Origin of the sequence: Neobacillus niacini NBRC 15566, assembly GCF_001591505.1 — a bacterium.
Lineage (GTDB): Bacteria > Bacillota > Bacilli > Bacillales > Cytobacillaceae > Neobacillus > Neobacillus niacini.
In genome coordinates this window covers 48,613-61,343 of sequence record NZ_BCVA01000008.1, presented here as the reverse complement: position 1 = coordinate 61,343, position 12,731 = coordinate 48,613, and the positions used below count along the sequence as shown (strand labels likewise).

Here is a 12,731-nt window from a genome sequence, read left to right as displayed (position 1 = left end):
CCGCTACACCAAATTAATTCGTAACAGCTTCTCGTTTGCGCTTTTTCTCCATTTGCTTTTCGTGAGCGCGGGTGTGGGCACGGTGGCGATCTTCTTCCACTTCATCAGACATTTGAACACCCATAGGGACTGTAGTAGTCGCTATTTCTTTGAGCCCTTTCAGGTCTTTCTCAAAAACAAATGATGCTCTTGTTGAAATATCTGCTCCATGCTCGGTTACAAATGGGACGACACGGTAATCTGCACGCCATTGTTCAGGGGTTACCTGGCAACGAACGTAACCGCGGTAATTATTAAAGAATTTGATGTGTGGGTTATCCGCTAAAGTTTTAGCCGTGTCTGCACGCCAATCTGACCCGTTTCCACCCGAAGTAATGGATGTTCCTACAAACTCTGCTCCGAGAATCCGAGATTCTGGATTGTTGTAATCAGCCAAAAGGTTAGAAGCCCAGCTTGCATGGACATCTCCTGTGAGAACAACCACATTGTTGATGTTATTGTCAGCAACGAAATCCGTAATGCGCTGACGTGCGGCCGGATAGCCATCCCATGAATCCATGCTGTATTTCGGAGCAGTGATGCTTCCAGTTTTGCGCTGGGCAAAGAATATTTGTTGAGCAAGGACGTTCCAATTAGATTTTGTGTTTCCTAGATTGTCAAGCAACCATTTTTCTTGTTCAACTCCAAGAAGAGTGCGCTTTGGATCCAATGATTCCGGTGTATGAGCTTTTGATCCATCACCATTCGCTTGGTCATCACGGTATTGACGTGTATCAAGAACATAGAAGTTCGCCAAATCACCATATGTGAAATCCCTGTATAATTGCATGCCACCATCGTGAGGCAAAGACGACCTTCGGAGCGGCATATGTTCGTAATAAGCTTGATAAGCAGCAGCACGGCGTTTGATAAATTCTTCAACAGACTGGTCTTTTTCCGGAATGACATTTGCGTAGTTGTTTTCCACTTCATGGTCATCCCATGTAACCACCCACGGGAATGCCGCGTGTGCAGCTTTGAGGTGTTCATCTGAACGATACTGAGCATGACGATTGCGATAATCTTCAATCGTGATAATTTCGTCACCTTTATGGGCACGGACATTACCCGTTGGTGATAGATACTCGTTCGTACCGTATTCATATATGTAATCGCCAAGATGGAATACAAGATCAAGATCCTCTTTTGCCAAATGCTTGTACGCAGTAAAATAGCCGTGTTCATACTGCTGACAGGAAGCGAATGCGAAAGTCATGCTTGCTACATTGGTACCTGGTGCTGGTAAGGTTTTTGTTTTTCCAACAGGACTTAGTTCATTTCCGGTCTTGAAACGATAAAAATAAACACTATTTGGCTTCAGACCGCTCACTTCTACATGGACTGAATGGGCGAGATTAGGAGAAGCATGTTCGGTCCCTCGTTTGATTACGTTTCGGAAGTTTTCGTCTGTTGCAAGTTCCCAATTAACAGGAACAACGTGAGCTGGCATTCCTCCACCATTTAGTGGATCCGGTGCCAACCTTGTCCATAATACGACACTGTCTGACAGTGGGTCGCCGGAAGCAACACCAAGAGTAAAAGGATATTCGCTGAAATTTGGAGCCGCATCTACTTTAAATCCTCCAAGTGATTGAGCGATTGTTAGACCAAGGGACAGTCCTGCGATCTTTCCAGCTCCAGAAAGAAAGCTTCGACGGTCTAAATTCTTGTTCAAATTTTGTTTGTTAAACTTCCTAATCATTTCATCCAAATTGGTCATGATTTCTTCCCCTCTCAGCATACATATTTCTACTTCGGCTTTGATTATAGCCAAGGTTTGTTAAAATATTATGAAGTTTGTAAATAAAGAAATAGTATGATGTTTGATAGGTGGTTCATTTATAATAGGCCTTTCAATTTAGATGGGGATAAGAAATTACAACAATAATTGGGAATTCTTTCAATCAACGGCAAATTTTATCGATTTTAAATAGCCTTTTCCTCCTGTTTTTCTTCATATTATTTTCATAAAAAACTTACAAACTATCACTCTATTAAAATGTACAAGTCACTTACTTTTGCTATCTTAGGTGCCTCTTAAACAAAAAAATCCCACCTTCTCTACAGAAAGTGAGATTTTTACGTTTGGTTCCTTTATCATTGTGTTACCTTACCTGAGAAACTTCCTCCCCCTGGTAAATCCGAAAGGCCGGAACAATCGTGTCAGATACTATTTCTTTTCCTTTTTCACGAATGAAATCCAATTTATAATAGGCGTCGAATCGTTGACTAATTTCCGTTTTCACTAGCTCTGGCGGCGTAACCACAATGAATTGGAACTTCAGTTTTTCAGCAACGGCGAAAATCGGGTCAAGGACATGTGCGGATGCCGCTTGTCCGAACGGATTATCACAGACTAATGGAACCCAGCTATGGTCGGTTTCACTTTTAACCGATAATAACATCATCATCATCACCATTCGTGCTGATAACTTTTGTCCGCCACTGCCGTCTGATTTCGTCTTAGAACCTTGATTGATTGTCTGCCAGGTTGAATAATGCTCTCTTTGCGGCTTCCCGTACATAAAGGCATTATCCGTTCGCATGTTGTAAACCAAAAGCTCAGGATAACGATTTCGAAGTGACACAAATAATATTTGCTCATCACTAATCAGCTGTTTAATTTCTTCGTCTAAGGCCCGGTTATGATCATCAATCATAACAAATTGTTTCGTGATTTTGTTAATCGCAGAAACAAAATGCTGTTTCAGCAGTGGTTCGATATCTTCAGGCTTTTTAGGTAAGATATCTTCTTTAAGCTGGACGAGCGGGAAAGATCCTCGTTCATTTTTCAGTTTCATTTTCGCCACCATCGAACGAATTGCCTCTGAAATGCTCATCACTTTCATGCTGGCACGGCTGGCCCAGAAGTTTTGCGCCTTCTCTGCCCTTTCCTTATCTCGTTCTAATTGTTCCAAACCACTTTGTGAAAAACGCTTCATATTTTTAACAATGGTTTGGATATGCGTATAATGCCTCGTATCCAAATGGTCAAGGGTGGTTAGTACTTCATTTTTAAAACGAACTTCCCAATCCTTCCCTTCAATCGTAAGCTTGAGATTGCGCAATGATTGGTCAATCTTCGCATGTTTTTCCTGACCTTCTTCTTGAACCGCTTGATGTTCTTCACACCAAGACAAGATACATGCCTTACCTTGACTCTTAATTTTTTCAACATCATTATTCGTAAATACAGCTGCTTCTTCTTTAAGGATAACCGATAGGGTTAATAAGTCTCCTTCATAGCCAGCTATATTCGTTTCTGTTTCTTTTTGAACCTTCTCAGCCTTCTTTACTTCCTCTTTCGTTACTTTTGTTTGGTCTTTAATCTCTACTTCTTTGACTTCTAAATCAAGGTCTTCCCAGGTTTCTGGCTGTTTTTCATGTTTTTCTATCTTTTTACCTAATTTGTCACGCTGTTCAGTCGCGTGCTTTAAGGAAGTTTCCGCCACCGTTACCGCAGTTCCTTGTTCCCGTTCTTCTTTTTCCGCTGCCTTTGCTTCCTTCTGAGCATTTTGCAGCATGTTTTCTAATATACTAATCGGTTCCTCCGGTTCGGCTGCTTTATTCCACTCCTCATCATGGGTATGGAGTTTTTTCTCTAATTTCTTCTGCTGCTTTTGCTCCGTTTCTTTCCTTGCTTGAAGAACGAGTAATTCCCTAGCTTGTTCTTCTTTGGATTTTTGCAGCTGCCTTAGCTCCCCGATACTTCCGTTTATCTCTTGTAATAAATGTGGTGAAAGCTTAGGAACCTCTTCACTTTGCTCCGCTTTTTGTTCGGCAGGAAAAACGGCTTCTTCAATAAAGAAGGCAATTTCCTTTATATTTTGTTCGGTGGTAAGTTTCCATTCTAGGTATGTTTGATTCCACTGATTTTGCAGTTCAACGGTCTGCTGGTGCTCTTTACCTATTTCTTGTTGCTGAAGTGTCAAGGCTTCCTTCTGTTTTTCTTTTTCCAGTTTTACCCGTTTATTTTCTAAGTGAAGCGTTTTTTCCTGATCAAAACCCTCTAATGTCTCAACATTTTTTGAAAATTTTTCTATCTTCCCTTTTGTCTTTTCCAGCTGTTCTCTTAACGCAAGCTGTGATTCTTTTTCTTTCTCTTCTTGTGTCTTAATTTCCTGTAGCTTCGTTTTCAAAGAAAGAAGAGTGTTTTGTTCCTGAATCATCGCTTTTTCGATATCACTAGAAAGCTCACTTGATGAAAAACGATCGATTTCTTTTAAAACACGACGCAAGGAGGTTTCTGTTTTTTCAATTTCAAAAAGGGTATCTTTCTTGTCTTCAATTTGTTTTGTAATATTTATTTTCCAGCTGGTAAATTGATTTTTATCGGTTAAAAGCTCTTTCTCTTTTCCGTTAATGATGACAAAGGTTGGTTGTTGCTGTTCATTGTTCATTTCCTCACGCAAGAAAATCGGAACAGGACTCTTAAACATTCTTCCTGAGAGAACCTGCTGGTTAATTTTTTGCCATTGCTGCCCGCTTACGACCAAACCGTATGGAAGCAGCGGATCGTTAATAAGGGTATTCGCCAATTCTTCGGGACTTAAAGATTGAAGAAATTGAGTTCCATAAAAGACATCAATTCCAGTCTTCTCATCAATCCATTCCTTTAACTCTTTCACATCTTTATTGGCAATCCAAAAGGGCTCATCGTTTAAGGAATAGTCAAGTTGTGTTTCCCAAAGTTCTTTTTTCATTTGTTCTGCTTGTTGTCGGTTATTGCTCAATATTTCTTCTATTTGCAGGCTATACTTGGATAAGAGAGAGTGCGTTAACGGTGCTGTAACATCATCCAGTAAACCATGCAGCCGATCTACTAGTTTTGCTTCTCTTTCTTTTTGCTTTTCATTTGCAAGGCTTAATTCCTCATATTTCTCTTCTGAATACTGAATCGATTGAACGTGTGTACCATGGGAAGTGGCCAACTTGTTTTGCTTTTCACTAGATTCCTTATCCTTTGTATGCAGCTCTACTAATCTTGCATTTTTCTCATCAATTTGCTTCAAGAAACTGTCAGTCAAGCCCTTTAAATCATAAGTTAAGCGGTCGCCAAATTCCTTAATGAGTGCTGCTTCCTTAGAATCAAAGTTATGCATTTGCGTATAAAGAAAATCAATTTCAGAACTGAGCTGAGCAATCTCTGTCGTCTTTTGTTTCTCCTGCTGCGACAGCTCTTTTGCTTTTTTAGTTAAGAACTTTTGATACCCTAGATACTGTTTTATCCCTTCTTGTATCGATAGAAAAGAATGATTCCATTGTTCTCTCGCTTCTTTTTTAATTTCGTCCATTCTTTGATTCACTTGCTCTAACCCGCTATTTTGTTCCAATGTTGCAATCTGCTGAGAGAGGGAAACAATACTCTGTTCATTTTCATTCCATTCTTTCAATAACGCTTGAAAAGCAAGCTGTTCTTTTCGTTCCTGTTTTTCTTTCACAACACTTTGTAAGGAAACATGTTTTTCCTTTTCTTGTACTAATTTCTTTTCCCAATCCATGACGTCTCTGTGAGCTTTTGCAAACTCCAAATTATCCTTTTGATAACGTAAATCTGCTTGCTTAATGATTAGTTTCTCTATGTCTTTCTGCAGAGTAAGCAAACCTTCCTCTTCTGTTTGCTTCAAATGCTCCAGCGCACCTAGAAGCTGCCTGCCAGTTTGTATACTTGCCTGAACAATTTCTTTATGTTCTACCCCTTTAGCTAAGTGCTCTTCAAATGGGACAATGTCTTCTAAAAACTCTTTATGAGCTTGCTCTCTTTTCAATAGGACAGGCAGATCCTTTGCGATACTGGCCTGACTTTTGAATATCTCCACTAGATCGTTCTTTTGGTGTTCGGTTCGATGTAAGACCTGACTTACGGTTGGAATGATTCGTTTTTGGAACAGGGAATGATCATCCTCAGCTCCCTCGAAGTATTTTCCAACGCCGCCTTCATCTTTATTAATGTCCTTCATAATATCCCAGTCTTTACGGTTAATGCCGTATGTATCAAGAATGCGATAATGCTTTTTCGTATCTCGGTAAACGTCATATCCATTCCACTTTAAATAGTCTTTTAAGCCTTCGGTTTCAGCCACCTCACCATTTTCATAGAGCGGAATATGCTCAATGGAAGCTTCTTCCTTCCGTTCAAATTCTCTTGTATAGAATGTTATATTAGGAAGAATCTTAGCTTCCTGTTCTAATGTTTTATTTTCGTTTTCTTCACTCATCGAAATCCGCTGCTCAGCTGAAAACATTCCTCCAGTTATCAAATGGCGGTGGTCCGCACCGTCCAACTCCCACTGAATGAGAACATGAAAAGTATAGGGAATAAATTGCTCTTTATTATTAAAAAAGAACTGCTGGTAATAACGATTGTTTTGCTTTCCCCAAGAGGTACCTGGTTTAAGTATCTGGAAAATGGTCTGAAGAAACACACCTTTCCCGCCGCCATTCATCATCGCAATCAGCCCATTTGTGGATGTCTCCTCATTATGGAAATTAAACGTGGTATCTTTATATTGCTTTTGCATGCCATCATACTTGAGGCCGACAATTCTAATTCGATGGATTTTCGGCATGCTCATCCTCCTCTGATGTCATTAACTTTTTAAAAAGTTCATAACGGTCATAATCATGATACAAGTATTCAATCCGTTCAAAAAGTTCTTGTTTTGGAATGACCTTAGCGATATCGTCTCGGTCCAATATGACGATAAGCCCCTCACTCTCTAATAAGCGCATAGCACCGGCAATTAAACCAATCCTAGTTCGTCTATTGCCCTTTTTTAACCCAAAATCGTCACTATCGACCTCCATGTATTTCCATGTAATCACCACTTCCTTCATATCAATTCGTTCTTCTTCTCCAAAGGTGGGTTGATTTTTAAGCAGGCTCTCCCATTTCATGATGAGATCATTTACTTGGCGTTCTAATGCATAAAAGCTAATGCCTTCTCGCTTCGTGCGGATTTTTGCAGCCTGGTTTCGATCGATGGCTGCCAAAAAAGACATAATGATAATGCTGATAAGATGAAAATGTTTTTTCGTTTCCACTTGCTTATGCTTATCTTTTAAATGGGTAAAATTGGTTGCAAAGACCGAACCCGTTGGCTGAACCACTAAATGGATGCGTTTAGGGGCTTCAATGATATATGTACCGGATTCGTCTGCTAATAATAGTACTGTCTGTCTTACTTCCGGATCAAAATAGGTTTGGAAGTGTTCACTATTTTCATCAATTACTTTTTCTTTTAATAGAGTAAAATAGACAGCTGATGCTTTTTTGATTGTTTCTGCATTCATCACTTATTCTCCTCTACACAAATTTTAAAAGGGGTCATTTTCGTTTGATACCACAGAAAAGGTTCCGCCTGATGATCGAACATGGTATAGATTTTTAAGCCTTCAAACATTTCAAATTGTGGATATTCCTTCATTAGTTTATAAAGAAGAATTTCCCTCTCATCGCTTAAGGTTTCTTCCTTTCGATGGAGCACTTGGACCTTCAGCGGCTTTTTATCGAACATCATCCACAAATCAATCGTTTCAGATTCTTCAAACCATAAGTCCTGCACTTCTAATGGCAGCTCTTTTAAATCGGTTAATGAAAATTCACCGTTGGTTTGTAAAAACTGAAATACATAACTCCATGCCTTGATAACAGAATCCCAGTTGGTCACTCGTAGTCTGGTGATTCCTTCTTCTTGTTCCTCTTCAATGATTGTATCAGTTACTTGTTTTTCATTGAGTTCTTGCTCACCCCAAATCCAGTCAAGCGGCAAGATAAATTCATTCTTCGGTGAGAATAAAGGAGATAGTAGTTTTTCTATGACAGTGAAACGTTGAACGCCTTCCTTCATTAACCAATTTTCATAAAAATGCTCTCGAAATGAAACGAGACTGTTTTCCCAAAACAATGAAGGGTTTTCAGCTTTTAATTTCATCTCATAGGAAATATTTTGAATGACGAGTTTGGCAAAACGATCATGCAGCTGCCTAGTATGGCCAATTTTTTCTTGAAGTAGAATCAATTCTTTTTGAATAAAATCATCTTCTTCGTTTCTTCGTTTTGTCTTATCTATCATACTAGTAATCGTCCGGAAGTGATTTTTCTCTTCTTCAAATTGCTTCTCAATTTCAACACGATTGTCTGCCCTTTGCCATTCATCTTCAATTAATAAGATTTTGGGATTATTAATCATTTCCTTTTGAAAGGAGAATTCCTTTGCCATTAGGCGGTTCACACGTGAAATGAGATGATCGAGGTTACGAGTGGCTTTTCTGAAATTACCGTTTTTAATCAACTGCATACTGTAGAGTTGTTCAATCGTAATCGAGAATTCCTCTGCCATTTCCCTGCTCATAAAAATCATTTCCTGAGCGACATCGGTGAGTTTATATACAATGGATCCGCCCATCTCCAAATTCGTATATAATTCATCCATGGTGACATATCGAAAGGTTTGTGTCTCCCAGGATTGTTTTATTTCATCGTAATATAAGGCTTCAAACGGTTTACTATACTCTTCTTTACCCTGATAAAGGAGCCCGCTTGTAATCCGTTCAATTTGCTTTTCGTCTGCTAATAGTTTCATCTGTTTAATAGAATCTTCCACCATATACTTAATATCTGACTTACGACGATGATCATCATCATTTAATTCACGATAAAAGATGGTGAGAAGAACTTGCATGAGAATGGTTTGGATATGTGGTTTCAATTCCCCTACTTCCATTCCCCTGCCAAGCTCAAACAGTGGATTTAATCGTTGGATTCGCTGGGCAAATCCTTCCCATGATTCGTTCACAGCCATCTCCTCCATGTTTCGATGTTTAAAACCTCTTGCGGAATCCGTTTATTTTCCTGCCATAATTGCATTAATAGATTTTGCTCCTCTTCGGTAAACCATTGAAAGAAGGCGTCACGGTATTTAAGATTCTGTGTTTGGCCTTGCTTTTGCTCATTTCGCTGATCTATACATTTAAGCATTTTTCGATAAATTTTTAAGGCAGGCTGAATACAGCAATCCGAATACTTTTCGATAAGCCGAATGAGGATGCCGTATCCTGCAACATCCAAATCACCTGCGTAATAGAAAAGATAGTTTTTGGCTGGAAACATTCGGAAGAAAAAAGAAAAGCTCCGTTCAATCTTAGTCCCTTCACCGTAAATAATCAGTTCAGGTTCATAATCAAGTTGATTGGCTTCCAATAACTTAATGGAAGTATGGAAAAAAGATAGATTCTCAACAATCAGTACCCGCTGAATATCGTTAATTTCTTTCCCTTGCTTCATCCAAAATACAAATGGCTCCCCGTAGTTAACCATTTTAAGACGCTCTTCTGATACTCCTATTCTAGCTAAAAATCCTTTCCCTTCAGGAAAACTATCACCGTCGAGTAGAAATTTTTCATGACCGAAGAGCTCCAAGCTTCTTTCTTCGACTGATACAATATCCCGTTCCTGACTGGATTGTAGAAACGAATATAAATGGTGGATTCGGTCCCATTCGTCTTTCGTTTGCCATTGGGGGTGCCGTTCATAAAAGGAAAAGTCAAACTGATCACTTAATTTCATCATCCCAAGACGATCCCATTTGGCTGATTGAACTTTTATATTAACCCAGTAATATAATGGCAGCCCTGGTGTTCTGCCATTATATTGATTATTTTGTATAGGAATAAGAATTCCCTCAGCTTGCAAGGCTTCAATGGCACGGTGGAACAATGCATACCCGTCCATTTCGAAATAATCATCCAAAAGCCTGCGCAACTGAATCTCTAAATCGTTGATATTAATCTTCTTTTTTTGTTTTGGGTGTTGAATATCAGCAATAAACCCTCTCACCCTTGTTTCAATGATGTCGATGACCATTCACCTACTTAAATCTCTTAGTTTCATAGGAATAGACTCCTATCATCCAATTTGGACATCCTTTTATTATAAACTAGTTGTGTGAAGGTTGGTAAATGGATTTTTTCTTACAAAAATTTCCCGTTCAAATAGGCACCGGTTAACTCATCCGCCAAGTCGCGGACCCTATGTGTTAGAATTTATAGAGTAGTCCTTTACTAGAAGTTCATGATTGTTTAATATGTAACATATTAGTTTTATACTATTTAAGAATTGTTTAAGGTTTATATTGGAGAATAAAAGGAATTGATAGACAAATAGAAAGAGGACACAAGCTCGGCTTAGTAGTCTTCTAAACCTGAAAGGAAGAGGCACCATGAAAAGGATTAAACTGTTACTTTTTCTACTGGCTATTGGGATTAGTACCATTTTTATATTAAAAGACAACGAAACCATACCTTCTAAAGCAACAAGCATAGAACAAAAGAAAGATGTACCCTTACCAACAGAGCTTCATCCCATCGTAAAGGAAAGAAGCGACCAATTAGTCCAACAAGCGGCAAAGATAGGAATTGTCGTTATGATTACGGACGGCTTCCGCAGTATAGAGGAGCAGAATACCATTTATGAGCAAGGTCGTACGGCAGAGGGCAATATTGTCACAAATGCGAAAGGTGGAGAGTCTTACCATAATTATGGGCTTGCGATTGATTTTGCTCTTGAAACTACTTCAGGAGACGTTATTTGGGATCGTCAATATGATCGTAATCAGAATGGAAAGTCCGATTGGTCCGAGGTAGTGAAAATAGCTAAATCACTAGGGTTTGAGTGGGGCGGAGACTGGAAAGGTTTTAAAGATTATCCACATTTCCAAATGGATTTTGGACTGACAATTGCGGATTTGCAGAATGGAGAAAGACCTGAGGATACATCTAACGTGGCGGATACCCAGTGATATTAACAATCACAAAAAACAAAGCACATTTGCGTCAGACGTACTTTGTTTCCTTTTATACTAATATACTCGGTTTCCGCTATTATATTGAAACTTTCAATCTATTTAATTACTTGAACATTTCTTGGGAGAAGTCCATTCCCTTTTCTCTAAAAATATCACTGCGCAGCATGATTCTCAGAGTATCGTTCCCTTCTTCTCGAATAACCTCGCTGCACGGGCACGATTCTCTCAGTATCGTTCCCTTCTTTTCGAATAACCTCACTGCACGGGCACGATTCTCTAAGTATCGTTCCCTTCTTCTCGAATAACCTCACTGCACGGGCACGATTGTCCATTACTTCCTTTCTCCTAGTGCATATATCAAAAAGCACAACCCTAATTAGATTGTGCTTCTTAATCAACAAATGCAAACTTTAGGGTTCACCCCAACAAGTATTTATGAACTTCCTGTGCAACTTCCCTGCCCTCGTTGATCGCCCAAACGATGAGGCTCTGCCCTCTTCTAGCATCACCTGCAGCGAACACTCCTTCAACGTTGGTTTTGAACTCACCGTATTTAGCCGCAACCTTTTGGTTGACTGCTTTCACACCGAATTGGCTTAACAGAGGCTGTTCCGTACCTTCAAAGCCGATTGCGATAAACACAAACTGCGCTGGCCATACTTTTTCAGTCCCCGGGATTTCTTTAAAATAATAACGTCCGCCTTCATCCTTCAATTTCTCCATTTGGATAGTGTGAAGTTCTTTCAGGTTCCCATTCTCATCTGCGACGATTTTCTTTGTTTGAATCGAATATTCACGAGGATCCTGACCAAATTTGGCTTCTGCTTCCTTATAAGCATAATCCATGGTAAAAACGTTCGGATACGCTGGCCATAAATTATCAGAAGTACGCTCACCAGGTAATTGCGGATGCTTCCCGAACTGAACGACACTCTTGGCTTTTTGACGAAGCGCTGTTGCCACACAGTCAGCACCTGTGTCCCCGCCGCCAATAACAATAACGTCTCTATCTTCAACATTGATAAATTGACCATCCTCAAAGTTTGAATCTAATAGACTTTTTGTCGCCATAGTTAAATAATCCATTGCAAAATGAATACCCTTTGCTTCACGGCCTTCAATCACTAAATCGCGCTGCTTCTGTGCACCCGTACAAAGAATGACCGCATCGAATTGTGCTTGAAGTTCTGCCGCTGTTATATCTTTACCCACTTCTGTATTCGTAACAAAGTCAATGCCTTCCTGTGTCAATAAACGAATACGGCGTTCTACAACATCTTTTTCAAGCTTCATGTTCGGAATTCCATACATCAGCAACCCACCTGGACGGTCGGCACGCTCATAAACAATTACGGAGTGGCCAGCTTGATTAATCTGATCTGCCGCTGCCAAACCAGCAGGACCAGAACCGATAATCGCCACTTTCTTTCCAGTCCGTACCCTTGGAATCCTAGGTGTAATCCAGCCGTTTTCAAAACCTTTATCAATAATTGCCTGTTCAATATTTTTAATTGTAACCGCTGGGTCGGAAATGGCTAACGTACATGAACCTTCACACGGAGCCGGACAAACCCTGCCTGTAAACTCAGGAAAATTATTTGTTTTCATCAGCCGGTCGAGTGCTTCTTTCCAACGGCCGCGGTAGACTAGATCATTCCACTCCGGAATCAGGTTGTGAATCGGACAGCCTGATGTTGCTCCTTGAATCTCCATCCCGGTATGGCAGAAGGGGATGGAGCAATCCATGCACCGCGCCCCCTGTATACGTAACTTTTCATCAGAAAAAGGAACCTTATATTCTCTCCAATCGTTTTGGCGTGTCAGCGGATTCCTTTCCCCTACTTTTTCGCGGGCATATTCCATAAATCCCGTTGGTTTCCCCATTGT

At 39.9% G+C, this 12,731-nt stretch carries 7 protein-coding genes; 1 reads left to right on the top strand and 6 read right to left on the bottom strand.

The annotated features are described in order from the left end of the window. Positions 1-13: 13 nt before the first annotated feature. The 5 genes from BANA01_RS09370 to BANA01_RS09350 form a co-directional block, all read right to left on the bottom strand. Positions 14-1,759: an alkaline phosphatase D family protein gene (locus BANA01_RS09370; RefSeq protein ID WP_034677475.1), complete on the bottom strand. Its 1,746-nt coding sequence runs from the start codon at positions 1,757-1,759 to the stop codon at positions 14-16. Positions 1,760-2,144: 385 nt separating this feature from the next. Then, positions 2,145-6,608, bottom strand: a complete 4,464-nt coding sequence (locus tag BANA01_RS09365) for a hypothetical protein (protein WP_034677474.1) — start codon at positions 6,606-6,608, stop codon at positions 2,145-2,147. Then, on the bottom strand, positions 6,586-7,332 hold the full coding sequence (locus BANA01_RS09360; protein WP_034677472.1) for a DUF6063 family protein: 747 nt from the start codon (positions 7,330-7,332) through the stop codon (positions 6,586-6,588). The genes BANA01_RS09365 and BANA01_RS09360 overlap by 23 nt, the downstream gene beginning before the upstream one ends. After that, entirely contained in the window at positions 7,332-8,843 is a 1,512-nt protein-coding gene (locus BANA01_RS09355) for a hypothetical protein (RefSeq protein ID WP_235847094.1), read from the bottom strand. Before BANA01_RS09355 ends, BANA01_RS09360 begins: the two co-directional genes overlap by 1 nt. Further along, positions 8,834-9,904: a Wadjet anti-phage system protein JetD domain-containing protein gene (locus BANA01_RS09350; RefSeq protein WP_034677469.1), complete on the bottom strand. Its 1,071-nt coding sequence runs from the start codon at positions 9,902-9,904 to the stop codon at positions 8,834-8,836. The genes BANA01_RS09355 and BANA01_RS09350 overlap by 10 nt, the downstream gene beginning before the upstream one ends. A 355-nt stretch (positions 9,905-10,259) precedes the next feature. On the opposite strand from BANA01_RS09350, the gene BANA01_RS09345 reads away from it, so the two are divergent. Continuing rightward, positions 10,260-10,838, top strand: a complete 579-nt coding sequence (locus tag BANA01_RS09345) for a M15 family metallopeptidase (RefSeq protein ID WP_034677467.1) — start codon at positions 10,260-10,262, stop codon at positions 10,836-10,838. A gap of 423 nt (positions 10,839-11,261) precedes the next feature. Here the strand turns inward: BANA01_RS09345 and gltD are convergent, their stop codons facing one another. Continuing rightward, positions 11,262-12,728 carry a glutamate synthase small subunit gene (gltD, locus tag BANA01_RS09335; RefSeq protein WP_034677466.1) on the bottom strand — a complete coding sequence of 489 codons (1,467 nt, stop codon included), beginning with the start codon at positions 12,726-12,728 and terminating at the stop codon, positions 11,262-11,264. Positions 12,729-12,731 lie beyond the last annotated feature (3 nt).

Coding starts and splice junctions, on each gene's coding strand:
- BANA01_RS09370 (WP_034677475.1), bottom strand. CDS start 1,759: ATGACCAATTTGGATGAAATGATTAGGAAGTTTAACAAACAAAATTTG.
- BANA01_RS09365 (WP_034677474.1), bottom strand. CDS start 6,608: ATGCCGAAAATCCATCGAATTAGAATTGTCGGCCTCAAGTATGATGGC.
- BANA01_RS09360 (WP_034677472.1), bottom strand. CDS start 7,332: ATGAATGCAGAAACAATCAAAAAAGCATCAGCTGTCTATTTTACTCTA.
- BANA01_RS09355 (WP_235847094.1), bottom strand. CDS start 8,843: ATGGCTGTGAACGAATCATGGGAAGGATTTGCCCAGCGAATCCAACGA.
- BANA01_RS09350 (WP_034677469.1), bottom strand. CDS start 9,904: ATGGTCATCGACATCATTGAAACAAGGGTGAGAGGGTTTATTGCTGAT.
- BANA01_RS09345 (WP_034677467.1), top strand. CDS start 10,260: ATGAAAAGGATTAAACTGTTACTTTTTCTACTGGCTATTGGGATTAGT.
- gltD (WP_034677466.1), bottom strand. CDS start 12,728: ATGGGGAAACCAACGGGATTTATGGAATATGCCCGCGAAAAAGTAGGG.